This window comes from Thauera sp. WH-1 (assembly GCF_047806685.1).
Lineage (GTDB): Bacteria > Pseudomonadota > Gammaproteobacteria > Burkholderiales > Rhodocyclaceae > Thauera.
The window spans coordinates 112,864-135,114 of the sequence record NZ_JBLQGP010000003.1; the positions used below are offsets into that span (position 1 = coordinate 112,864).

The 22,251-nt window shown below is 68.8% G+C and carries 20 protein-coding genes and 1 tRNA gene; 9 read left to right on the forward strand and 12 right to left on the reverse strand.

From position 1 onward, the window contains the following. Window positions 1-2: 2 nt before the first annotated feature. The 3 genes from ACMV5O_RS04790 (at window position 3) to ACMV5O_RS04800 (ending at window position 2,771) form a co-directional block, all read left to right on the forward strand. Window positions 3-1,037 (forward strand): XdhC family protein, encoded by a 1,035-nt coding sequence (locus ACMV5O_RS04790; RefSeq protein WP_416162423.1) that lies wholly within the window; start codon window positions 3-5, stop codon window positions 1,035-1,037. Then, window positions 1,034-1,618 carry a nucleotidyltransferase family protein gene (locus tag ACMV5O_RS04795; RefSeq protein ID WP_416162424.1) on the forward strand — a complete coding sequence of 195 codons (585 nt, stop codon included), beginning with the start codon at window positions 1,034-1,036 and terminating at the stop codon, window positions 1,616-1,618. Before ACMV5O_RS04790 ends, ACMV5O_RS04795 begins: the two co-directional genes overlap by 4 nt. 538 nt (window positions 1,619-2,156) lie before the next feature. Beyond that, complete coding sequence (locus ACMV5O_RS04800) at window positions 2,157-2,771, forward strand: ParA family protein (protein WP_416162425.1); 615 nt, start codon at window positions 2,157-2,159, stop codon at window positions 2,769-2,771. A gap of 98 nt (window positions 2,772-2,869) precedes the next feature. On the opposite strand, the gene ACMV5O_RS04805 is transcribed toward ACMV5O_RS04800, so the two are convergent. From ACMV5O_RS04805 to ACMV5O_RS04825, 5 genes are all read right to left on the reverse strand, one after another. After that, a complete protein-coding gene (locus ACMV5O_RS04805; RefSeq protein WP_416162426.1) occupies window positions 2,870-4,045 on the reverse strand; it encodes a TIR domain-containing protein in 1,176 nt (391 codons plus the stop codon). A 69-nt stretch (window positions 4,046-4,114) separates the two neighbouring features. Continuing rightward, window positions 4,115-4,205: transfer RNA gene (locus ACMV5O_RS04810), tRNA-Ser, on the reverse strand. A 76-nt stretch (window positions 4,206-4,281) separates the two neighbouring features. Continuing rightward, window positions 4,282-4,665 (reverse strand): Hpt domain-containing protein, encoded by a 384-nt coding sequence (locus tag ACMV5O_RS04815; protein ID WP_416162427.1) that lies wholly within the window; start codon window positions 4,663-4,665, stop codon window positions 4,282-4,284. 12 nt (window positions 4,666-4,677) lie between these two features. Next, a complete protein-coding gene (locus ACMV5O_RS04820) occupies window positions 4,678-5,058 on the reverse strand; it encodes a response regulator (protein ID WP_416162428.1) in 381 nt (126 codons plus the stop codon). A 29-nt stretch (window positions 5,059-5,087) separates the two neighbouring features. After that, a complete protein-coding gene (locus ACMV5O_RS04825; protein ID WP_324544188.1) occupies window positions 5,088-5,702 on the reverse strand; it encodes a response regulator in 615 nt (204 codons plus the stop codon). Window positions 5,703-5,933: 231 nt separating this feature from the next. On the opposite strand from ACMV5O_RS04825, the gene ACMV5O_RS04830 reads away from it, so the two are divergent. From ACMV5O_RS04830 to ACMV5O_RS04855, 6 genes are read left to right on the forward strand one after another with little or no spacing between them, the layout of a single operon-like run. Continuing rightward, complete coding sequence (locus tag ACMV5O_RS04830; RefSeq protein ID WP_416162429.1) at window positions 5,934-6,320, forward strand: DUF2237 family protein; 387 nt, start codon at window positions 5,934-5,936, stop codon at window positions 6,318-6,320. 6 nt (window positions 6,321-6,326) lie between these two features. Further along, window positions 6,327-7,835 (forward strand): AAA family ATPase, encoded by a 1,509-nt coding sequence (locus tag ACMV5O_RS04835; RefSeq protein ID WP_416162430.1) that lies wholly within the window; start codon window positions 6,327-6,329, stop codon window positions 7,833-7,835. 10 nt (window positions 7,836-7,845) lie between these two features. Next, window positions 7,846-9,516 (forward strand): VWA domain-containing protein, encoded by a 1,671-nt coding sequence (locus tag ACMV5O_RS04840; RefSeq protein WP_416162431.1) that lies wholly within the window; start codon window positions 7,846-7,848, stop codon window positions 9,514-9,516. Further along, window positions 9,513-10,376 (forward strand): Rossmann-like domain-containing protein, encoded by an 864-nt coding sequence (locus ACMV5O_RS04845; protein WP_416162432.1) that lies wholly within the window; start codon window positions 9,513-9,515, stop codon window positions 10,374-10,376. The genes ACMV5O_RS04840 and ACMV5O_RS04845 overlap by 4 nt, the downstream gene beginning before the upstream one ends. A gap of 47 nt (window positions 10,377-10,423) precedes the next feature. Continuing rightward, the gene (locus ACMV5O_RS04850; protein WP_416162433.1) at window positions 10,424-11,350 is read left to right on the forward strand and encodes a DMT family transporter; all 927 of its coding nucleotides are present in this window, start codon (window positions 10,424-10,426) and stop codon (window positions 11,348-11,350) included. Between the two features lie 5 nt (window positions 11,351-11,355). After that, window positions 11,356-11,676, forward strand: a complete 321-nt coding sequence (locus tag ACMV5O_RS04855) for a DUF1992 domain-containing protein (RefSeq protein WP_416162434.1) — start codon at window positions 11,356-11,358, stop codon at window positions 11,674-11,676. A 37-nt stretch (window positions 11,677-11,713) separates the two neighbouring features. Here ACMV5O_RS04855 and ACMV5O_RS04860 read toward each other — a convergent pair whose 3' ends face one another. From ACMV5O_RS04860 to ACMV5O_RS04890, 7 genes are all read right to left on the reverse strand, one after another. Next, a complete protein-coding gene (locus tag ACMV5O_RS04860) occupies window positions 11,714-12,331 on the reverse strand; it encodes a hypothetical protein (RefSeq protein ID WP_416162435.1) in 618 nt (205 codons plus the stop codon). After that, window positions 12,328-17,775 carry an RHS repeat-associated core domain-containing protein gene (locus tag ACMV5O_RS04865; RefSeq protein WP_416162563.1) on the reverse strand — a complete coding sequence of 1,816 codons (5,448 nt, stop codon included), beginning with the start codon at window positions 17,773-17,775 and terminating at the stop codon, window positions 12,328-12,330. Before ACMV5O_RS04865 ends, ACMV5O_RS04860 begins: the two co-directional genes overlap by 4 nt. A 136-nt stretch (window positions 17,776-17,911) precedes the next feature. Beyond that, a complete protein-coding gene (locus ACMV5O_RS04870) occupies window positions 17,912-18,883 on the reverse strand; it encodes a TadE family protein (RefSeq protein ID WP_416162436.1) in 972 nt (323 codons plus the stop codon). Further along, complete coding sequence (locus ACMV5O_RS04875) at window positions 18,880-19,212, reverse strand: DUF192 domain-containing protein (RefSeq protein ID WP_416162437.1); 333 nt, start codon at window positions 19,210-19,212, stop codon at window positions 18,880-18,882. The genes ACMV5O_RS04870 and ACMV5O_RS04875 overlap by 4 nt, the downstream gene beginning before the upstream one ends. Then, window positions 19,212-20,117, reverse strand: a complete 906-nt coding sequence (locus tag ACMV5O_RS04880; RefSeq protein WP_416162438.1) for a type II secretion system F family protein — start codon at window positions 20,115-20,117, stop codon at window positions 19,212-19,214. The genes ACMV5O_RS04875 and ACMV5O_RS04880 overlap by 1 nt, the downstream gene beginning before the upstream one ends. Then, window positions 20,114-20,980 carry a type II secretion system F family protein gene (locus ACMV5O_RS04885; protein WP_416162439.1) on the reverse strand — a complete coding sequence of 289 codons (867 nt, stop codon included), beginning with the start codon at window positions 20,978-20,980 and terminating at the stop codon, window positions 20,114-20,116. The genes ACMV5O_RS04880 and ACMV5O_RS04885 overlap by 4 nt, the downstream gene beginning before the upstream one ends. Then, the gene (locus tag ACMV5O_RS04890; protein WP_416162440.1) at window positions 20,977-22,251 is read right to left on the reverse strand and encodes a CpaF family protein; all 1,275 of its coding nucleotides are present in this window, start codon (window positions 22,249-22,251) and stop codon (window positions 20,977-20,979) included. Before ACMV5O_RS04890 ends, ACMV5O_RS04885 begins: the two co-directional genes overlap by 4 nt.

Here is a 22,251-nt window from a genome sequence, read left to right on the forward strand (position 1 = left end):
GCATGCACAGCACCGATCGGCAGGTCCTGGACGGCGTCAGGCGCTGGGCCGCGGAAGGATACCGATTTGCCCTCGTGACAGTGGCGCGCACCTGGGGCTCGGCGCCGCGCCCGCCGGGGGCGTGGATGGCGCTGCGCGAGGATGGCGCGGTGCTGGGCTCCGTGTCCGGCGGATGTCTCGAGGCCGATCTGATCGAGCGTATGCGGGCGGGTGAGCTCGCGTCGGGCGCAGCAGGCACGCCGGGCGTCCCGTGGGTGCAGGCCTACGGCCTCACGCAGGACGAGGCGCGCCGCTTCGGCCTGCCCTGCGGCGGCACAATGGAACTGCTGATCGAGCCGCAGCCCGACCCGGCCGCGCTCGAGGCGCTGGCGGCGCATATCGCCGCCGGCGAGCTCGTGCGCCGCAGCGTGACGGTGGGCGAGCCGGGTAGCCGCCTCAGCTGTGGGGCGGCGGGCGATCGCCTGCAGTGGGACGGACGCACGCTGACCACGGTCCACGGCCCGGCCTGGCGGCTGCTGATCGTCGGCGCGGGACAGATCTCAAGCTACCTCGCCCGCATGGCGCAGGCGCTCGATTACCAGGTTTTCGTGTGCGACCCGCGCGAGGAATATGCCCTCGAGTGGGATGTGCCCGGCACGAAGTTGATCGCGGGCATGCCCGACGACGCGGTGATCGAGCTGCGGCTCGATGCGCACAGCGCGGTGGTTGCGCTGACGCACGACCCCAAGCTCGACGACATGATGCTGCTTGAAGCACTGAGGTCGCCCGCCTTCTACGTCGGTGCGCTGGGTTCGACGCTCAACAGCGCGCGCCGGCGGGCGCGTCTGCTGCAGTACTTCGACCTGACCCCGGCCGAGGTGGATCGACTGCATGGCCCGGTGGGGCTGCCGATTGGCAGCCGTACCCCGCCCGAGATCGCGATCGCCATCCTGGCCGAGATGACCGCGGTGCGACATGGCGTGGCGACGCGAGCGCCGCCGACGGCCGAAGGGGCTTCGACTGGCGCGCCGGCCGCGCTCGCCAGGCCTTGTGCATGAGCGGCGAGATCGTCGGCATCCTGCTCGCCGCCGGCGCAGGCCGCCGCTTTGGCGGCGACAAGCTGCTGCATGTGCTGGCGGACGGCACGCCGATGGCGCTCGCCGCCGCCCGCAACCTGGCTTTGGCCTGCGATCGGGTGGGGGTCGTGCTGCGCGCGGCGGAGCATCCCCTGGCGCGCCGTTTCGAGGAGGCGGGCTACGCGCTCATCGTCTGCCCGGAGGCCGATGGCGGCATGGGACACAGCCTGGCGGCCGGAGTGGGTGCCACGCACGATGCCGCCGGGTGGGTGGTGGCGCTGGCCGACATGCCCTTCATCCAGCCCGACAGCCTGCGGGCGGTCGCCGCCGCCCTGCGCGCCGGTGCGAGCCTGGCTGCGCCGACGTTCCAGGGCCGGCGCGGGCATCCGGTCGGCTTTGCCCGCCAATGGCGGGCGCCGCTGTGCGCGCTGGTCGGCGACCAGGGCGCACGGCAGATTCTGACTACGCATCGCGAGCAGGTCGTGCTGTGCCCCGTAGATGACGAGGGCGTCCTGATGGATATCGACCGGCCGCAGGACATGCCATGCGGCGCGCGCGGCTGAGAGTCGCGACCGACGGGCGAGTCGGCACAGGTTGCATGAATTCAGGCCATCAGTGGTGGCCTGGCAGACGCCATCCGGGGACTCATTCCGCCCTTGTGACTGCGCAATCGGCACAGTGGTAGCCGTATCTCGACGTGCCGCGCACGGCTTGCCGGCGGCCGTTCACGACCCGGCGCCTTCTGCATTTCTGGCACCTGAACGAAGGTAGCGTGACACCGGCAAGCTTGGCGAGGCGGCGCGTTGCATCGCGATATTCCTCGATGCAGTCCTGGCGTCCGGAACTGCTCGTAATGGTCATGCACACTCCTGCGATCGTCAGCGGGCGCTGGTAGAAGGGACCCCCGTGTCTCGCAGTGTCTGTGGTCAGGGTTGCAATCCTGTGACGGTCTCGCCTCGTGGCGTCGCGTGCATTCGTGGGCGAAGGCGGTCATGCTGGCGGGAGAGCTCGTACCATCTCCCGAGCAGGCGTGAATCTGCATGGGCTATTCATAGAGTTTATGCCTTCATTGTTTTCAGGGTAATCGACATGCGCAAAATCATGGTGGCCAACCCCAAGGGGGGGAGCGGGAAGTCGACTTTGGCGGTGCATCTGGCAGCCTGGTTCGCCAGGAACGACGAAATCGTGTATCTCGGCGACTTCGATCGCCAGCAGTCCACACGCCACTGGCTAAAGGGGCGACCGCGCCATCTGGCACCGATCCGTCATTGGGAGACTTCAAGCGACGAGTTGGAGCCGCCACCCAAGGATTGCACGGTGGCGATCCTGGATACGCCTGCGGGCCTGCATGGCAAGCGCCTGAAAGCGGTACTGGGTGAGATGGACAAGATCGTCGCGCCGGTCTCGCCATCGCGCTTCGACATGCTCGCCAGCCGCGATTTCTTCGAGGAGCTTTCGCAGACGAAGGCCGTGCGCAAGGACCGCGTCGACATCGGCATCGTCGGCATGCGCGTCGACCCGCGGACGCACTCTTCACGCCAACTGGTGGAATACCTTCAGCAGTTCGACCTGCCGCTGGTCGCCTGCATCCGCCAGGCCCAGCGTTACGTGCAGGCAGTCGAGACCGGGGTGACGCTGTTCGATGGCGGCAGCCTTGGAGCAGGCGAGCAGGCGCAGTGGAAGCCCTTGCTCGACTGGCTGGTCAGGCGTCGTTGAGCCGGCTGTCCGAGCCGACCATCACAGGACAGCCTGGCGGCTCGGGCAGGGCGCAAGCTTGGCACTCGGGCTCGGGCACGTTGCGGGCAGGGCGCCGGTCAGTCTGATACGCCTGCCGTCTCGACGTAATCGGTCAGTTGCCTGACCGCATGCTCGGCATCCGAGGGCGGCGACTGGATGTAGAGCGTGAATTGAGCGGCGAGCAACAGGCTCTTCACCCTGGCCAGAATGTCACCGAGCGCTGCGTCGGGGCCACCGGCGCTGGCGATGCCGTCGTCGATGAGGCGAAAAAGCTTGATGAGCCAGTTCAGCGTGTCTTCGACCGAGGCCTGGTGGAAGGGGATGCGCCAGCAGCGGCGGACCTTGCCGGCCTCGACGAAGAACAGGGCAAAAGAGGGATAGTTGATTCGCCGCTTGTCGACGCCGAAGTAGTCCTTCATCAGGCTCGAGAAGTAGTATCCCCGGTCCTTCGTGCTCGGGATGGTCGACGCTGTCAGCATCTTGGCATTGAAGTCCACATCACAGCCGTACTGCTCTTCGTCCCGCACGGCAAAGACCTCGAGATGCTGTCCGGATGCAGTGTCGAGCGCATTCCAGTAGTCGCGCCGGGTCAGCAGGCGGCGCACGGCGACATTGGTCTCGTCGTAGATCAGGGTGCCGAACAGCGTCACCTGCGGGCGCTGGCACAATGCGACAAGATGATCGGCGAGCTGCGACGCGGGGATCGTGCCCTGCGGTACGCGGGGAATGTTGAGCCCCTCGGGCAGGATCAGCGCTCCGGTCCCTCCCTTGAGCTTGCGCACCAGCAGCTCGCAGACACCGATCACACCCGCGGTGCGCAGATCCACGTAGGCGGTCGACCGCGGCAGCCCCGGAATCCAGGCCTCGTCGACCCGCACAGGAAGGAGGTATTCGGCAGCCTGCTCGATCATCCGGTCGAGCGCCGCGCGCCGCTCGACCTTTGAGTAGGACTTCTCGACATAGGCCTGCGACACCAGCACGACCACGTAACGCCCACGCGCCCGATAGGTGTGATCGAGGTATTCGACCAGGTTCCGTCCCCACACCTCGTGCTGGAACTCCTCGTCGAAGAACACCTTGAGTCCATTGGCCGTCGCGATCGCGTGAATCGCCCGTGCATAGTCGCGCTCTGGCGATGCAAACGACAGCAGCACATCGAACTCGAATTCTTCCGACATGGCGAGCTCCTTGAGCGAGTCGTCAGTATCGACGCGCCGCTTGCCCGCCGTCCAGTGAGGTGCCGCCAGGCCCACACTTGAATGCCGATGCGAAAAATGAAAAAGCCCCGCAAATCATCGACTTGCGGGGCTTTGACGGTGTCCTGGCGGACAGGGCGGGATTCGAACCCGCGTTGGGATATTATCCCAAACACGCTTTCCAGGCGTGCGACTTAAACCACTCATCCACCTGTCCGTAAGCCCGCCATTATAGCTGCAAGGTCTGCAGCGTGAAAGCGCTTTTTATGGCGTGGCTTGCCACGTCCGCTGAATCAGGATTCGTCCGCCTCGAGATAGGCGGTGATCTCCGCGCCGAGGGCTTCGAGTTCCGTGCTCAGGCGTTCGACCAGTTCGGCGATCGATCGCGTCGGGGCAGTCGCTTCGGGCGTATCCAGCGCGCGGCAGCCGGCCTCGAGCGCGCGCGCGTGCGCGACGCTGGCGTGGGCGCGGAACTGGGACAACGAGCCGCGTGCGGTGTGAGCGATGTGGGCGAGGCGGGGCAGGTCGTTCACCTGCGCGGCGGCATGGAGTTGCACGAGCAGGTCCTGTTGCCAGGCGAGGTAGGTCTGGAGCACGCCGCGCACGGCTTCGCGATGCTCGAACATGTCGTGCAGCAGGGCGTCGGGATCGAAGTGGCGGCAACGCGGCTTCGTCATCGCGGTGGGCGCTCAGAGCGGGGCGGGAGGGCAGGGGGCCGCGCCGACGGCGGCGGTGATCGCGCCCAGGGTGATGGGCTTCATCATGACCTCGTCGAAGCCGCTGCGCAGGTAGCGCTGGTGGTCGTCGTCCCGTGCATGGGCGGTGTAGGCGATGATGCGGATGCCGGCCCAGTCCGGCCGCGCGCGGATCTGCCGGCAGACTTCCTCGCCCCCCATGTCGGGCATGGAGATGTCGAGCAGCATGAATGCGGGCCTGGCTTCATCGAGGCGCGCCAGCATGGCTGTGGCGCTGCTGAACTCCTCCACCGTCCACCCGAGTCGCTGCAGGAAGACCCGCCCGATGGCGAGGTTGATCGGGCTGTCGTCGATGATGAAGGCGAGCGTGTTCATGGCTGGCCGACCGCCTGTTCGAGACCGGCCTAGGCGCCGTTACAGGCGCGTCGGCGCTGGGTGATCAGCGCCTGCATGTAACCGTGCAGTTCGTGGAAGGGGATGGGCTTGCGATATACCGTGACATCGTCGGGCAGACCGCCCTCGGCGGCGATCTCCTTGGCGCTGAGCGCCGACACGACGACGATGGCGACATGGCTCGACAAGGGGTTCTCGCGCAGGCGGCGGATCATTTCGAAGCCGTCGATGCCTGGGATGCGCAGGTCGGCGATCAGCAGGTCGGGTGGTTCGCGGCCGACCTCGACGAGCGCGTCGAGGCCGTGATCCATCACGCACACCTCGATCGGCAACGCCCAGGCGGCAAAGGTCTCGCTGTAGATGCCTTGCAGCAGCTTGTCGTCCTCGACCACCATCACCCTCAGGGTGCTGCTGAAGGGGCGCGCCATGCCGGCCGGCGCCTTTGCCCGCGCGAGCAGCGCGTCGACCGAATCCTGCCGGATGCGGCGGTGACCGCCTGCCGTTTTCCAGCCCGCCAGCGTACCGCTCTCGACCATCTGCTGGACGGCGCCGAGCGACAGTCCCAGTTGCCGGGCCGCCTGTGCGGTGCTGATGAACTCGCGGGGGGACTCGGATTTGCTCGACATGGCCGGCAGCATATTTGTACAAAAGACAAGAAAATAGCAGAAATGGCAGGGGACCGGGCGACGATTTGCATGCCCATGGCGTGGCTGGTGGCTGCCTCGGCCAATGGCGTGGCGCTCAACGGCGTTGAGCTGGCCTTGCCTGGCAGGCACATTCTGCCCCTCGCGCCAGGCCGGGCTACAATAAAACCGTCGAGCCAGCGCTTGCCGAGATCTTTACGGGAACGAACGCGCATGAATGCCTCACGCAATGTCCTTGGCGGGCCACTTCTGGCCTGCAGCTATGCCCCGCTGACGGGCTTCTACCGCACCGGTTGCTGTGAAACCGGGCGGGACGATCTGGGTCGTCACATCATCTGTGTCCGCGTCACTGACGCGTTTCTGGCGTTTTCGCGGCAGGTCGGCAACGATTTGTCGACGCCGCGTCCGGAGTACCGCTTTGCCGGCCTCAAGCCCGGCGACCGCTGGTGCCTGTGCGCACTGCGCTGGCGAGAAGCCTGGGAGGCCGGGGTGGCGCCGCCCGTGGTGCTGGAGGCGACACACGAGTCGGCGCTGCGCGTCGTCGACCTCGAGACGCTGAAGGCACATGCCTACGGTGCGTCGACCGGCCCGCAGGCCTGAGTGGCCATGGAGGGCGCAGCCGTCGACCGTGAGCAGCTCGAGCGCCTGCTCGTGGCGCTCGGGTCAGGCCTCGTGGAACGGCGACAGGCACTGCGCCTGAGCCTGCTGGCGGCGCTGGCCGGCGAGCACACCCTGCTGATCGGGCCGCCCGGGACCGCAAAGAGCGCGCTGGCGCGGCGCATCCATCTCGCGTTTCGCGAGGCGCGCTACTTCGAGCGCCTGCTGACCCGCTTCACCGTGCCCGAAGAACTGTTCGGCCCGCTGTCGATCCGCGCGCTCGAGGAGGACCGCTATGAGCGGCACACCGCCGGCTTCCTGCCTGATGCGGCGGTCGCCTTCATCGACGAGGTGTTCAAGGCCAACAGCGCCATCCTCAACGCGCTGCTCACCCTGCTCAACGAGCGCGAATTCGATAACGGCGCCGGGCGGCAACGCTGCCCGCTGATCAGCGTGGTCGGTGCCACCAACCAGGTGCCCGAGGACGAGGTCGCCGAGGCCTTCTTCGATCGCTTCCTGCTGCGGCTGAGCGTTGGCCCGGTCAGCGCGGATGGCTTTCGCAGCCTGCTGCAGGCGGATGCGGCGACAGGTGCGGCCTTGCCCGACGAGGCCGCGCCACCCGTGATCGCCGAGGCGCACCAGCTCTCGGCTGCGGCGCGTGGCGCGCTGGTCCGCGCGGCCGTGGGCGTTGGCCTGCCGCCGCCGGTGTTCGCGTTGATTGCCGAACTGCGGGCGTGGCTGGCGGCGCAGCACTGCTATGTGTCGGATCGGCGCTGGGTGAAGATTGCCCGCCTGCTGCGGATGGCTGCGGCGAGCGAGGGCAGGGCGGCGGTCGCGGCCTGGGACCTAGGCCTGGTGCCCTTCTGCGTGGCGGCCGAGGCCGAGGCGCAGCAGGCCGTCGCCGACTGGCTGGCGGCCCGGCTGGGCTTGCGCGAGGCCTATGCGCCGCCGCGGCTGAGCCGGGTGGTGGAGGCCTTCGAGGCGCAGTTGAAACTTGAACGCGAGGCCAACGATCTCGACTACGACGAATCGGGCAGGCTGCGCTTTTCCGCGCTTGGTCAGGCCGAGGCCCTTGCGGACGCATTCGGCGGGGATCGCGAGCTGCAGGGCGGTGGCGCGTTTGCCGATGAGCGTGCCGGAGAACTCGCCAGCGCAATTGGCGATGCCAAGGGCGGTGCCGGCGCGCTGCGCATGACCTATACGCGCAAGCGTCGCTACGGACGGCGCCATGTCGCCGCGCGCACGCACCAGATCGACGCCCTGCTGCAGCGCATCGCGGGCTACCAGGCCGAGCTCTGCGCCGAGCGCGCCGCCTTGCAGGCCTGGGCCGCCCAGGCGATCTGGGCCGATCCCGCGTTCATCGCGGCGGCGCAGGCGAGCCTGGCGCACACCACGCAGGCCCTGGTCGATCTCGTGCATCGCGCGCGGGCGGCGCGGGCCGGCTTCGAGGCCTTGCCGCGACTCGACGTCGAAGGCACCGAACCGGCGCCGGTCGAGCACGAGCCCTTGCTCGACTGAGGGCGACATCGTGCTCCCCCCGCTGGTCGTCCCGCGAGCCGTCGTCGCTCAGCGCTTCGAGGCCCTCGAAGCCCCCCTTGGGGTGCTCGAGCGCCTGCCGCGCGGCTTGTGGCTGGGCGGGATGACCCATGCGCATGGCCGGCTGGTCGATCGTCTCGAGGCGCTCGACGCCTGGCGCCAGGCCCTGCTGGCCGGGGGACTGCCCGAGGCGCAGCCGCCTACCGCGGATTCGGGCGAGTGCTGGCCACCCGCCGAGTTGGAAGCGGCCTTGCGCGCGCGCATGGCCGCGCTTGCGCTCGCGGGCTATTGTCGCGACCGCGCCGAGCTCAGCGAAACGGTGCTGCAGAGTCTGCTCTTTCACCTCGACCTGATCGTCGATTACCGCGACCGCGGCGCCAGCGCGGCCGAGGCGGACGCCATGGCGCTGGACGCCTTCGCCGCCGACTGGGCCGAGCGCTGTGGCGAGATGGACGAGCTCATAGCAGCTTTCGGCGACCTGGGCGACCTGCTCAAGAACACGCGCTGGGACAGCCTGCGCGGCCTGCTGCGCAGCACCGAGTGGCGCGAGGTGGTGCGCATCCGCAAGCTTCTCGAGCGCCTGCCCGAGCTCGCACGCATCATCCGCAGCCTGGGCCGCGCCCGCCAGGCCGAGGACGAGGCGGCATCGAGCCAGGCCGTGCAGCCGGTAACCGAGCCCGCCAGCGTGTTGCGCAGCGCGGCGCGCCGCCTGCGGGTGCCCGAGCTGCCGGGCGAGACGCGCGGCGTACACCGTTCCGGCCGCGTCGCGCGCATGCTGCCGGCCGAGGCCATGCTGCTCGGCCACCCGCAACTGCGCCTGGTGTGGCACGCCCGTCATGCCGAACGCACGCTGCTCGCCTACGAGGACGACGACCACCTGCAGGAAGAATGCCTGCGCCCTGCGCCGGTTCTGCGCCCCAGCCTGCGACCGGCGCCGGCGAAGCGGCTCGAGATGGGGCCGATGCTGGTTTGCGTCGACACCTCCGGCTCGATGCAGGGTGGTGCCGAGGCGGTGGCCAAGGCGGTGGTGCTGGAGGCGGTACGCTGCGCCCATGCGCAGGGTCGCGCCTGCCTCGTGTTCGCCTTTGGCGGCCCGGACGAGGTGGTGGAGATGGCGCTCGGCATCGATGCGCCCGGGGTGGCACAACTCGCCCGCTTCCTCGGCAGGAGTTTCGGTGGCGGCACGGACATCTGCGGCCCGCTCGAGCGTGCCATCGCCCGGCTGGAAGAAGCCGAATGGCAGCTCGCCGACCTGCTCATCGCCTCCGATGGCGAATTCGGTGCCACGCCGTCCCTGGCCGAACGCCTGCACGTGGTGCGTCGCGAGCAGGGCCTGCGCGTGCAGGGCATTCTGATCGGCGACCGCGAGACCATCGGCCTGCTCGAGATTACCGACCACATCCACTGGGTACGCGACTGGCGCCGCTATGGTCGGCCCGGCGACGGACAGCCGGCGCGTGGCGAGGGCGCCGAGGCGGGCGGCTCGCCGGTGCATTCCCGTAGCCTGACCGCCAGCTACTTCCCCGGCGCGCTGCGCAACCCCGAGAACCGTGCCCGCAGCGTCAGCCCCGAGGTCGCCGCGGCGGCCGTGCGCGCGGGCCGCCGTTGCGCGCCGGACGTGGCGGCGCAGCCTTCCACTGCCCCGGACGAGACCCGCTCATGAGCTTTGCCGCCGACCTTGTTGCCCAACTCGAACGCGTCACCGCCGGCCAGCCCATCCCACGCGTGCGCGCGCTGCATCTGCCGCCGGCCGAGGCCGCCGCATCGAAGAACGGCGAGTTCTGTGCGCTCGAACTTGACGACGGCGCACTCGGCATCTCGTATGTGCTGCTGGGCGACACCTTGTCCCGGCTCGCCGCTGCGGACGATCTGCAGGGCATCGTCGGCATGGATGCGCTGCAACTTGCGCGCGAATTTGCCGCGCCCGTGCCCGCAACTGGCGCGGCAGCCGCCGGGCACCGTGATCTGCGCCGCACGCTCGGCTTTGCTGCGGCGAATGCGCTGTCGCGCACGGTGATGGACCGCATGGGCTTCACCCCGCCGCGCGCGACCGACTCCATCGGCGGCATTGCGCCGCAGGCGGACGACCATATCGGCATGGTCGGGCTGTTCTCGCCACTGCTCAAGCAGGTCACCGCCGCCGGCGCGCAGCTTACCGTGATCGAGCTCAACCCCGACTACGCCGGCCACTACGACGGCTACCGCGTCACCCTCGATGCCGGCGCGCTCGAGACCTGCAACAAGGTGTTGGCGACCAGCACCATCCTGCTCAACCACACCGTCGACGCCATGCTCGCGCATTGCCGCAGGGCCAGCCGTATCGTGCTGATCGGTCCGAGCGCCGGTTGCCTGCCCGATCCGCTCTTCGCGCGTGGCGTCAGCGTGGTCGGCGGGAGCTGGGTGACTGATCGCGCGGGCTTTATCCATGCCCTTTGCAGGGGTGAATCCTGGAGCGCCTTCGCGTATAAGTTCGCCCTCGCGCCGGCCGACTGGCCTGGCACCGGGCGGGCCGGACGGCATTGACGATCGTCCGCCCGCGCAGCACATAACAATAAGCGGACGTCCTCTCCATGCAGCTGACCCCTCGACTCGTCTCATTCCTGCTCTTGCCGCCCATGCTGTGGGCGACCAACGCCGTCGTCGGCCGCATCGCCATCGACAGCATCGGACCGCTCTGGCTCAACGCCCTGCGCTGGATGGTGGCCTTCTTGATCCTGCTGCCGCTCGGATGGCGCGCGGTCGCCACGCCCGAGGCGCGCGCGCAGATCCGCGCCCGCTGGGCTCACCTTGCGGTGCTCGGGCTGATCGGCGTCGGCGCCTACAACGCGCTGCAGTACATGGCGCTGCGCACCAGCACGCCGATCAACGTGACCCTCATCGCCTCCAGTGCGCCGGTGTGGATGATGCTGATCGGCGTCCTGTTCTACCGCGTCATCCCGCGCCCGGTGCAGGTGCTGGGCGCGCTGATGTCGTTGCTGGGCGTCGCCTTCGTGCTGTCGCGCGGCGACCTCGGCGCGCTGGCGCGCATCGAGTTCGTCGAGGGCGACCTGCTCATGTTGCTCGCCATGATCGGCTGGACCGCCTACAGCTGGATGCTCGCCCGTCCGCCCGCGCACATGCGCGGCGACCAGCGGCCGGCCTGGAACTGGGCCGAGTTCCTCGTCGCGCAATGCGTGTTCGGTGTGCTGTGGGCGGTCGCCGCCGCCGCCGCGGGCGATTTCGTCGCGCCGGCAGCGCCTGCCGAGTGGTCCTGGGGCCTGGTCGCGGCGATCCTCTACGTCGCCATCGGACCCTCCATCCTCGCCTACCGTTTCTGGGGCGCGGCCGTGTCCGAGGCCGGTCCCGCAACCGCCGCCATCTTCTACAACTTCACTCCGCTGTTCGCCGCCATCCTGTCCGCCGCCGTCATCGGCGAGTGGCCCAAGCTCTACCACGGCCTCGCCTTCGTGCTGATCCTGGGCGGTGTGCTGGTATCGACCCGCGCGGCGCGCAGCTGACACCCATGGCCTCGCTGTTCGACATCCTCGCCGAGCAACGCATCGCTGACGCCCTGCGCCGGGGAGAACTCGACAACCTTCCCGGCGCCGGCAAGCCGCTGGTGTTCGATGACGAGCTGTTCGTGTCGCCCGAACAGCGCATGGCCAACAAGATCCTGCGCAACGCCGGCTTCGCGCCGCCCGAGATCGCCTTGCGCAGGGAGATCGCCGCGCTGCGGGCGCAGATTGCGGAGCTGGGGGACGGCAGCGAGCGCCGCCAGCTGCTGCGCGGGCGCCTGGCGATGCTGATCGTGCAGATGCAGGAAATGCGGCGGGAGCGTGGCTGAGCGGGCTATTGCGCGGGGCCGTGTCACAGCTGCTCATTCAGTAGCGGGTGTCGAGAAAGTCGCCGCCCACCATGTGGTACTCGGATGGAAAGTAGAGCCGCCGGCTGCGGATTTCTTCCTTCGAATAGTTGCGCATCTCCGCCGGGGCGCGCTCGATGTCCCACCCGAATAGCACGCCGTCGGGCTTTAGTCGAAACTTCAGTCTCAGGTTCCCGCCACGAGCGCGGAGTTCTTCGAAGACCGGGTCAGGAATCCGGGCAGCGACCGGGACGACGTAATCACCAGCGACTTCGCCGGCGTAGCGGATGCGGCCTTCCTTGCGGAAGCTGTGGTGCTCCTTTCGCCACATCACGCGGACCGTCATCGGCAAGCTGCGTCCGCCTGGGAAAGCCATGATTTCGCGGTTGCGTTGCGTAACCACGGAGGACGCATAAAAGGGGGCTTCGCGCTGACCAGCAAAGAATTCGACCCCGAACATCTCGGCGTCGGGTACCGAGTCAACGACGAGGGTCAGTCCATACTTGCCCCGCATTTCCCTGTATTCGTTCAACGCTGTTTGATCGGAGCGTGCTTTCACCCTGAACCCGACGAACAGAGCGATTGCTGCGATAAGCCCGGTAAGGGCGAGGCGTTTGCGTTGAATCATCTGGCTCAATCTATGTGAAGGTTTCCGAGGGTATAGCCATGCGCGCCCAACCAAGCCAAGTATGAATGCATATCGACTGTGCCAACAATATCGTCGGGCCTGGAGGCAATAACGTGCGGACCGTCGACAGGTGGTGGCGGCAAATAGGTGATGAAGGCTGCGGTGTCAGAGTAAGTCATCCCTGATGCTGAAGTCATTTCTCTCTGAGCGGTCGAGTCACCATTCAGGTAGCGTACCTCGCGGTCCTCGGCCAGGGCAGGGTGACATTCAGGCCCGGAGGGGCAATGCTGGTTGTTGCTTTTATCGTGGAGATGGGCGCCGGCCGGCACCGAACTGGCTGGCTGATCGATCATCCTTACCCCACTGGTCTTGGCTTGCTCGACCATCCACCTCAGTGCGACTTCGGCAAGCTGATTGTGTTCGCCGGGAAATCCGCCTCCGATATCGGCGTGTGAGCCGACAAAGCCTCGTTCGATGCGAACATGTCCCGAAGAGGTGCTTTCACCATCTGGACTCGCCAGGATCGACTCCAGTGGAAAGGCGCCCTGCGCCCCGGGGACGAGGCGGATCCCGCTCCCGCGATACTCATTTAGTGCTATGGCGTGTGCGACGTAGGCGAATTCTTCAGGAACTGCAAGGCTGTAACTGCTGCCGCTCAGGTTCGTGGACAACACCGTGTCGAAGAGCCCCATGAAGCGGAAATTGATGCGCTGGCATCGGTCTATCAACTTCCCATTTATGTTGATGGTGTAGCGATAGATTCCATCCGTGGTGGCGCCTACGATGCGGTTGGCGAACTCTCGAGCTTGCGCCGCTCCTCGGCTGAAACCAATGATGTCGACATCCATCGCCCCATCGTCTTCCCCGAAGAGCTCAGCCTCGTCGTCAAAGTAGCGATGCATCCGGTCGATACGTTCCGGCCCGGTGAAATTTCCCGCCATGTCTAGGGTGGACACATTTCCCCATAGCAGGCTGATATCGCCGTGATCGTCATCGAAATGTCTTACACCGACCCCACTGACATATCGCCGATTGCCATCTGCGTATAGTTGGCGAAACTCCCATACGTTAGAGACGCCGCTGCCAAGCTCCGCGAGTATTGCTTCATTGTCCGTATTCCCCGTCCCATCAAACGCAAACAAGATGAGCCCATCCGGATCCACAAACCCCAGCGGGTTGAACGCCACATACGCATAAGGATTCGGCCCGTCCGGCGTGCCGAGGGGGTCGGGGGTGAGGTATTGGCCGCGGTCGGGGTCGTAGTAGCGCTGTCGGTTGTAGTGCAGGCCTGTTTCGGGGTCGTGGATCTGGCCGGGGAGGCGCAGGGCGAGGGTGAAGCCAGGGCGGGCGGGGGAGGGGGTGATGGTGGCGGCGCCGAAGGGGGCGTAGCGGGCGCGCCAGATGGGCTTGCCGTCGCCGTCGGTGGCGAGTTCGGGGGCGTTGAGGTGGTTGGTGTGCAGCCATGCAAGGCCGGCATGCGGCGCGAACCAGCTCTGCACGGCACGGCCGAGGTCGTCGATGATCCGGCGCAGGCCGCCGATTTCTTCCACCGGGCGGGTGGGCAGGTCCAGGACGGCGAGCGGGAGGTCGGCGAGCCAGAGGTACTGGCGGGTGAGGGTGCCGTCCGCGTCGAGTTCGGCGAGTGGCTGGCGGGCGTCGTCGTAGACCGTGTGCGTGGTGCGGGCAATGCCGTCGGTCGCATCGATGTGGCTGCGGGTGATGCGCAGGCCGCGGTGGTCGTAGGTGTAGCGGGCCAGCGGCCGACCGTGTTCGGTGACGGCGGCGAGGCGGCCAAGGGCATCCCACTGGTATTCGCGTGCTCCTTCGCGTTCGGGCTGGCCGTTGGCGTTGTAGGTGGCAGCGGCATCGGGGGTGTATCCGCCGTCTGCGCTCTCGGCGTTCTCCAGGGCGCGGCTGAGGACGCGGTGGGTGCCGGGCTCGAATCGGGTGCGCTCGACCTTCGCGTGCAGCTCGTGCTGGCTGTCGACCCCCTCCTGGGCGAGGACACGGCGCTGGCTGGCGTCGTAGGCATAGCGCCACATCGCGCGTTGCTGCAGGCCACGCTCGGTCTCGCTCCATTCGACGCTAGCCACGAGCTGGTTACGGTGGTCGTAGGCCTGGCTGCGCTGCAGCGGCGCCGACGGGTGGACCCTGGAACCTTCGCGCTGGTGCAACAGATTGCCCTCCGCATCCCACACGTAGCGGTGATCGAGCAGCGCGTCTTCCGCCGCCCAGGTGTCGAGCGTGGCCGCATGGGCGGGGCGCAGGCCGAGCAGTTCCTCGATGCGCTGGCCGAGGGTCTGACCCGGGCGCATGGGGCTCGCGCCTGGGAGGGTAAGCCGGATGGTACGCGTGTCCTTGCCGAGGTGGTGCGTCACCCGCTGCAGCGTCCCGTTGCGACTGCGCTGCAGGCGTGTGCGAACGCCGTTGCCGCTGCGATAGCTGCGCAGGCCGAACAGGTCGCGCTCGAAGTCGGCAGCAATGATCTGTTCGCGGCCGAGCCAGCGCAGCCAGGGCGTGCGCACGGGCTGGCGGTGCAGCGCGACGATCTGGCCCTGGCCGTTGCGCACGTAGTGCAGGCGGCTGCCGTCGGGCAGGGTGGTGGCGCTGAGACGGTCGCGGTCGTCGTACTCGTAGCGGGTGATCGTGCTCAGTTCGCCGGGCGCCGCCTTCAGCGTGACGGTGCGAGCTCGCCGCTGGCCGGCGGCATCGTAGTCGAAGCGTTCGCGCTGGGTCGGATGGTCGACTTCAAGCAGGCGCGCGCCGTCGTAGCGCCAGCGTGTCGTTTGTGTCTGCCCGGTGCGGGCGTCGGTGACGGATTGCTGCACGATGCGGCCGCGAGCATCGTAGGCGTAGCGGGCGTGGTGGCCGACGGCGTCGCGCATGGCCTTGATGCGGTCGGCGGCGTCGAAGCTGCGCAGGGTCTCGCCGTGATCGGGGCTGTGGGTCCACACCGGGCGGCCGAAGTCGTCGTGCAGCGTGCGCGGACCGCGGACGGGGACCGCCGCGCCAGCCCCGATTGCGTCGCGGCCCGCTGACCGCAGCTGCTCGCGGCCGTGGCTGTCGGTGAGACTCACCAGACGCCCGCTGCCGTCGTAGCGCAAGGCGCGCTGGAAGCCGTTGTTGTCGGCGATGCGCTCGAGACGGCCGACGCCGTCGTAATCCCAGGTGCGGCGGCGGGCGAAGCTGGCGCTGCGCAGCGTGGCGTCGATCAGCCGGCTCTCGCTGTCATGGGTGAACAGGCGCGCGATGCCGAGGGCATCGGCGTGCCATTGCAGGCGACCGGCGGTGTCGTAGGCGCGGCGCCACAGCGCGCGCACCGGTGATCCGTCGACCGTGCCTGTGCGCAGCTCGATGAGGTGACCGAGCGCATCGTATTCGGCTTGATGGATCCGGTCCGAGCGCTCGCCCGGCCCGCGGCTGCGCCATTCGACGGGATTGAGCGCGCTGTCGTGACGCCAGCGGGTCTCGTGGCCGTCGTCGTTGCGCACACGCAGGGGCAGTCCGGTGGCCGGGTCGGGTTCGATCTCGGCGCGCCGGTCGCCCGGCTGCTCGAGGGCGATCACGAAGCTGCCGCGCGCGTCCCAGTGCAGGCGGGTGATGTCGCTGTCGGCCGGCGTTTGTGCGGGGCCGTTTTCGAGTGGGCCGTCGATCTCGGCGAGCACGCTGCGGCCATTGATGCGTGCGTACCGATAACGGGTGCTTCGCTCGATCGGCGTGGCCGCAAGGCGGCCGTTCGCATCGACCGGGCTGAAGCCCGATTCGCGCAGTTCGACAAGCTGGCCCGCTTCGTTGTAACGCAGCTTGATGCGGTGCTCGCGGCCGACGACGACGCTGGGGCGCACGATCGCGGTGGGATGCGTCCTTGGCGTAGCGGCTGCGTGCGGCCTGCCATCGGTGTGGGCATCGTCGATGGCGCTGGCGTCAGCGGCGTACTCGTAGCGGACATGGTCGAGCAGGCGCGGGACGCGCGCGGACAGGTCGGCTTCGAGTGTTTCCACGATGCGGCCGTTGGCGTCGAGGCGGTGCTGGACCGAGCGGCGCGGGCGGCCCTCGGCGTCGAGCGTGGTGGCCGCCGTCAGACGTCCGTTGGGGGCGTAGCGATAGCGCACGTCGGTGGGGCCGCAGCGCGCGCAGCCGGGGCCGCGCGCTTCCAGGATGCGGCGCTGCCCACCGATCACCGCGCTGAGATAGGTGGTGCGCTGGCCGAGGCTGTTAGTGAGTATGCTGCGACCGCGTGCGGGAAACTCCAGGCGCACGTCTTCGATGCCGGTCTCGTCCTCGGCGGGCATCGGGCCATGCACCGAGCGCACGCCGCGGCCGGCGTCGTCGTAGGCGTAACTGGTGAGGCGTTCGCGCCGCGGCGTGCCGTCCGCAGCCGTGCTGGCGAGCGTGATGCCTGTGAGGGCGGCGCCGTGGCGGGCGTCCTCATAGTGGTACTCGCGGTAGGCGCGTGCTTGAGCCGCCGTGCTTCTGGCGTCGACGGCGGGGTAGACGACCCGCAGCAGATTGCGCGCAGCGCCCCTCGCCGCCCCGGGCTGTGCGCCCGCAGCTTCGGCGCGGGAACTGCCGGTAAAGCCCTGTTCATAGGAAAAGCGTCCCACCGGGCTGTCGATGTGGGCGATGCCGGTGACAGCGCTGCCCGCCGGGTGGTAGTGCAGGTGCAGACTGCGCCCTTGCGGATCGGAGATCTCCAGCAGGCGGCCGTGGTGGTCGCGTTGCAGGCTGAGGAATTCGCCCGTGGGGGCCTGGATCTGCACCAGGCGGCCGGCGGCATCGAAGCTCAGGCGCCGGCCTTGCGGCCAATGCCAGACGTATTCCGCGCCGTCGGCGCGGGGGCGAATCCGGATCTCGCCGCGACTCGGGTCGGTACTGGCGCAGCGCTGCGGCTGCGCCGGGTCACGCGGGAAGATCACGCGCGCGCCGTCGGCCTGCACCACGACGAGGCGGTCGGGCCGGATCTGCAGCTCGGTGTCGTAGGACAGGCGCCAGCCCGCGCCCAGCCCCCGCGATTCGCCGCGATGGGCGCGCAGGCTGTTGTAGTGACGAACGAGCTCGAGGCCCAGCACGCCGGGCAGCGCGGGCATGTCCGCCTCGTGCTGGTACTTGTTGCCCGACAGCAGGTTCAGCGGGTTGCCGGCGCCGATGTCCTGCCCGGTGGCCGAGGCCTGGCTGGCGGGGCCGCCATGCGCGCCGCAGGTGTCGCCGGCGTTGTTGGTGACGCACTGTTGCGGTGCTGGCGGAACCGCATCCCAGGCAAGCTCGCTGTCTTCGTCCGGCGCGCAGCTCATGCTGATGCCGCAGCCCTCGGTCTGCACGCCGGCCAGTGCCGCGCTCAGGGCTGCGTCTGGTCCTGCAGCAGGGAGCAGCAGCGGTACGAGCAACGGCAGGGTGAGCAGGCGGCGCAACAGCGGGGCCAGGGTTGCACGCATCGTGACTGGGGGGGAGGGCATGGGCGGATAAGGGGCGGTGGTGAGGGACGCAGAGCTGAGTTCGCGGGCCGAGGCGTAGAGAGGGCCTGGAGGGTGGGTTGGGGGCGTGGAGACAGAGGATCGGTCGGGCACGGTGCTGGCTACCGGGTTGGCGGCTTTAGCAATCAGGATCGAAGTCGCCCGCCCGTGGCGGGGGCGTACCGTCTGAATCGGGGCCGGGTTGGGCAGTGGGCGGTGCGGTGTCGGACGGGGCTGGGGTGCATAGCGGATCCCACAGCGGACAGTCGGGCAAGGGCGGCGGCGCGGGGCCTTCACCCGGCCCCGTACCCGACCCTGAATCAGGCCCTGAATCCGGCCCAGAATTGGGCCCCGCGTCGCTGCTGCCGCTGCGTGGCATCGACCGCACGGCAGCGTTCTCCACGGCGTCCGACTGCATGCGCAAGGTCACCTGTGTGACGAGCGGGATGCGCCCGGCCTGCAGCAGGCTGCGGCGAAAGGGGTCGGGGTGGGTGGGGTCGAGCGTGCGCACGACCCAGGTGAAGAATCGCCCGGCCAGCGGGACCTGCTTGGCAGGCGGCAGGCCCCAGGTGATGCGCAGCTTGAGCAGGTTGGCGTCGGCCAGGCTCTGGCCCGAGCGGTTGCTGGCGGGGTTGGCGTTGCAGTCGGGGCGGTCGGCCGGGCAGCTGAGATAGCCCAGATTGGCGGACGGAATCACCCGTGCGGTGGTGCCAAGCTGTTGTGCCGCGGCTGGGCTGTGGTAGTCGACAAAGCTTTCCCGGCTCGGCGACAGGATCTCGATGCGCAGGGCTTGCGCAAGATCGGCGCGCGCGGCGGCGGCGGCGCGCGCAAGCTGGGTGGCGTCACGGCCTCCGCCATAGTAGGGCGTCATCGCGCGGGCGAAGGCGTCGCGGATGGCCGCCGGGTTGGCGTGGCGGAGCGTGCCGGCGCGGGCCGCTTCGAAGCTGGCATAGGTGAGATTGCTGCGGGCGTGGAAGGCGAGGCCGGTCTGCAGCATGGCGAGCGTCATGGCGAGCAGGGTGGGGGCGATGACCACGAACTCGACCAGGCCGGCACCGCCTTGCCGAGGTCTGTGCGAGCCGTGCCGCCCGAGCACCAGTCGGCTTCTCACGGCTGCTCGCTCCCCAGCGTGTTGCGGAGCAGCGCCGGGCGCCGCTGGCCGCGCCGGATGCCGGCTCGCGCTGCACCGCCCGCCGCCAGTTCCAGCACCGCATGGGCACCGCGGCAACGCGCCGTGCGCCACGGCGTCAGCGCAGGATGGACAGCAAGTACGAAGCCCTTGCGGTCAAGGAACACGGCATCGATCGCGAAGCGCATGCCGAAGGTGTGGATGCTGCTGCAAGGCTGGATCAGCAGCGCCTCGTCGGCGGCCAGCGCACGCCGGCCGAGCAGGCCGAGCGCGCGCTGCCAGAAGCGGCGGGCATGGCGGATGCGCAGCATCACAGGCCCATCGCCAGGAACTTCATCGCGATCGGAAAACCGAGCACCAGGAAGGTGCACGGGAAGATGAAGGCGATCAGCGGCAGCAGCATCTTCACCGGGGCTTCCATCGCGGCCTTCTCAGCGCGGGCGAAGCGCTCGCCGCGGCGCTGTTCGCCCTGGGCGCGCAGCACCGGGCCGAGGCTCATGCCCATGTTCTCGGCCTGGATGATGGCTGACACCAGGCTGGTGACGGCCGTCTCGTCGATGCGCACGGCAAGGCGACGCAGGGCCTCGGCGCGCGACTTGCCGGCGCGCACGTCGCGCAGCACCCGCTGCAGCTCATCACGCAGCGGGCCGGCCGGCCCCTTGGCGACCGCCTGCTGGAGGGCGCCATTGAGGTTGAGCCCGGCCTCGATGCACAGGGTGATGAGGTCGAGCACGAAGGGCAACTGCTTAAGCAGGTGTCGGCGGCGCGCGCGGGCGCGGTCGTTGAACCACGACCAGGCCAGAAGGCTGCCGGCGAGCGCGCCGACGAGCGCGCTCGCCAGGACCGGCACCTGCCACCCATGGGCCACAAGCGCGGCGAACAGCGCACCCAGTCCGCCAACCGCGATGCGGTGCGCGAGCAGCTGTGCGGGCGATACCGCATAGTCCAGCCCGGCCAGGCGCAGCCGCGTCAGCAGGCGCTCGCGCCCGCGCGCCGGCAGCAGCGGATCGACCGCCTGTGCGATCCAGCGCGTCGGCCACCACAAGGCATGCATGAAGCGTGGCGGCCGATCCAGCCAGGTGCGATCCTCCTGCGGTAGCGTGATGAGGCTGTGCGCCAGCACTGCAGCAAGCGCGGCCGCACTGGTGCCGGCGAGCAAGGCCACCAACATGATGGACGCGGTGTCGGCGGGGGCGGGCAGGCTGCTTGCGTTCATACGTCGATCGCCACGATGCGGCGGATCAGCAGCACGCCGGACACTTCGAGCAGCACGATCACGGCCAGCGTCGCCCAGCCCGCCTGTGTATGCCAGAGCAGGGCCATCGCCTCCGGCTCCATGCGCTCGAGCACCAGCAGCAGCCCGAGCGGCAGCAGGCCGACGACAACCGCCTGCAGCTTGCCCTGGGCGGTCAGCGCGTCGATCTTGCCCTGCATCGCGAGCTGGTTGCGGAGGGTGGCCGCGGCGCGCTCGAGCGCCTCGGCCAGGCTGCCGCCGGTCTCGTTGGCGATGCGCATCGCGGCCACCACCAGCGTGATCGCCTGCAGCGGGACGCGCTGCGCGAGGTGCTCCAGTGCCTCGTCCAGCGCCAGACCGAGGCGATGCTCGCGCAGCATGAGGTCGAACTCCTGCGCGATCGGCGGTCGGCCCTCGCGGATGAGCTGCTGCAGCGCCTGCGGCAACGAGACCCCTGCGCGCAGGCCGCCGGCGATGACCTGCAGCGCATCGGGCAGTTGCTGCTCGATCGCCTGCAGTCGTCGCCGGCGCAGCCAGCCGAAGACAAACCGTGGCAGCAGCGCGAGGGCGAGGCCGGCGCCAAGCCCGAGCGCCAACTGCCCGCTGGCGAGCCACAGGCCGATGCCGAGAACGGCGACCGCAGCCACATTGAGCGCGAACAGCCGCGCCGGATCCATGAACAGGAAGAGCTCGTCCAGGCGCACATGGGCATCGGCGGTGAAGCGCTGCCGATAGCGGGCGAGCGCCTTACTGGCGATGGCGATCGAGCCCCAGGCCAGCAGCGCGGCGGCGAGCCCGAAACCCAGCGGCGCCAGCAGCGTCGGCAGGTTGGGCCCGGCGCTCATGCCGCCACCCGGTCGAAGATGCGCAGATCCAGCGTGGCGCCCAGGCCGTTGCTGCGCAGTTCGTCGTAGAAGCCGGGGATGGCGTCGCAGCCGCTGAAGTGGCCCAGGCTGTGACCGGCCTCGCTACTGCGCCGCTCGAAGCGGAACAGCTCCTGCAACTGGATGCGCCCGCCCTCCATGCCGGTGACTTCGGCGATGCGGGTGATGCGGCGCGCGCCGCAGGCAAAGCGCGTCTGCTGCACGATGATGTCGACCGCGCTGGCGATCTGCTCGCGGATCGCGCCAAGGGGCAGGTCCATGCCCGCCATCAGCACCAGGGTCTCGAGGCGCGCGAGGGCATCGCGCGGGCTGTTGGCATGCAGCGTGGTGAGCGAGCCCTCGTGGCCGGTGTTCATCGCCTGCAGCATGTCGAGCGCCTCGCCGCCGCGGCATTCGCCGACCACGATGCGGTCGGGGCGCATGCGCAGGGCATTGCGCACGAGGTCGCGGATGCTCACCGCGCCACGCCCCTCGAGGTTGTTCGGGCGCGCCTCGAGGGCCACCAGGTGAGTGTGGCGCAGGCGCAGCTCGGCGGCGTCCTCGATGGTGATGATGCGTTCGCCGTCGGGGATGAAGTTCGACAGCAGGTTGAGGAAGGTCGTCTTGCCCGACCCGGTACCACCGGAGACGATGATGTTGCGCCGCTGCGCCACGCAGATACGCAGGAAGTCCGCCATGTCCTGCGACAGGCTGCCCAGCCGCACCAGGTCGTCCACCTCGAGCTGGCGGCGGGCGAACTTGCGGATGGTGAGCGTCGGCCCCTTCAGTGCCAGCGGCGGGATGATGGCGTTGACCCGCGAGCCGTCCTTGAGCCGGGCATCGACCATCGGCGAGGACTCGTCGATGCGTCGCCCGAGCGGCGCGACGATGCGCTCGATGACGCCGAGCACCGCCCGGTCGCTGGTGAACACAGCGGGATGCAGCGTGAGGCGGCCGCCACGCTCGACGAAGATCTCGTCGAAGCGGTTGACCATGATCTCGCTCACCGCCTCGTCCGCGAGCAGGGCCTCGAGCGGGCCGAGCCCGATCGCCTCGTCGAGCACCTCGCTGCACAGGCGGTCGCGATCAACGGTGGCGGGCAGCTCGCGGTCAGCGGCGATGATCTCGCGAATCAGCGCGGCGGTCTCGCTGCGCAGCTCATCGTCCGACATGCGGTTGAGATCGCGCCGGCGCAGGTCGATGGTGTCGAGCAGGCGCTCGTGGATGCGTTGGCGCAAGGCCTGGTGGAACAT

What these genes read in the sequence shown, in the direction of transcription:
- ACMV5O_RS04790 (WP_416162423.1), top strand. Translation starts at nt 3, where the DNA reads ATGCACAGCACCGATCGGCAGGTCCTGGACGGCGTCAGGCGCTGGGCC.
- ACMV5O_RS04795 (WP_416162424.1), top strand. Translation starts at nt 1,034, where the DNA reads ATGAGCGGCGAGATCGTCGGCATCCTGCTCGCCGCCGGCGCAGGCCGC.
- ACMV5O_RS04800 (WP_416162425.1), top strand. Translation starts at nt 2,157, where the DNA reads ATGGTGGCCAACCCCAAGGGGGGGAGCGGGAAGTCGACTTTGGCGGTG.
- ACMV5O_RS04815 (WP_416162427.1), bottom strand. Translation starts at nt 4,665, where the DNA reads ATGACGAAGCCGCGTTGCCGCCACTTCGATCCCGACGCCCTGCTGCAC.
- ACMV5O_RS04820 (WP_416162428.1), bottom strand. Translation starts at nt 5,058, where the DNA reads ATGAACACGCTCGCCTTCATCATCGACGACAGCCCGATCAACCTCGCC.
- ACMV5O_RS04825 (WP_324544188.1), bottom strand. Translation starts at nt 5,702, where the DNA reads ATGTCGAGCAAATCCGAGTCCCCCCGCGAGTTCATCAGCACCGCACAG.
- ACMV5O_RS04830 (WP_416162429.1), top strand. Translation starts at nt 5,934, where the DNA reads ATGAATGCCTCACGCAATGTCCTTGGCGGGCCACTTCTGGCCTGCAGC.
- ACMV5O_RS04835 (WP_416162430.1), top strand. Translation starts at nt 6,327, where the DNA reads ATGGAGGGCGCAGCCGTCGACCGTGAGCAGCTCGAGCGCCTGCTCGTG.
- ACMV5O_RS04845 (WP_416162432.1), top strand. Translation starts at nt 9,513, where the DNA reads ATGAGCTTTGCCGCCGACCTTGTTGCCCAACTCGAACGCGTCACCGCC.
- ACMV5O_RS04850 (WP_416162433.1), top strand. Translation starts at nt 10,424, where the DNA reads ATGCAGCTGACCCCTCGACTCGTCTCATTCCTGCTCTTGCCGCCCATG.
- ACMV5O_RS04855 (WP_416162434.1), top strand. Translation starts at nt 11,356, where the DNA reads ATGGCCTCGCTGTTCGACATCCTCGCCGAGCAACGCATCGCTGACGCC.
- ACMV5O_RS04865 (WP_416162563.1), bottom strand. Translation starts at nt 17,775, where the DNA reads ATGCCCTCCCCCCCAGTCACGATGCGTGCAACCCTGGCCCCGCTGTTG.
- ACMV5O_RS04875 (WP_416162437.1), bottom strand. Translation starts at nt 19,212, where the DNA reads ATGCTGCGCATCCGCCATGCCCGCCGCTTCTGGCAGCGCGCGCTCGGC.
- ACMV5O_RS04880 (WP_416162438.1), bottom strand. Translation starts at nt 20,117, where the DNA reads ATGAACGCAAGCAGCCTGCCCGCCCCCGCCGACACCGCGTCCATCATG.
- ACMV5O_RS04885 (WP_416162439.1), bottom strand. Translation starts at nt 20,980, where the DNA reads ATGAGCGCCGGGCCCAACCTGCCGACGCTGCTGGCGCCGCTGGGTTTC.
- ACMV5O_RS04890 (WP_416162440.1), bottom strand. Translation starts at nt 22,251, where the DNA reads ATGTTCCACCAGGCCTTGCGCCAACGCATCCACGAGCGCCTGCTCGAC.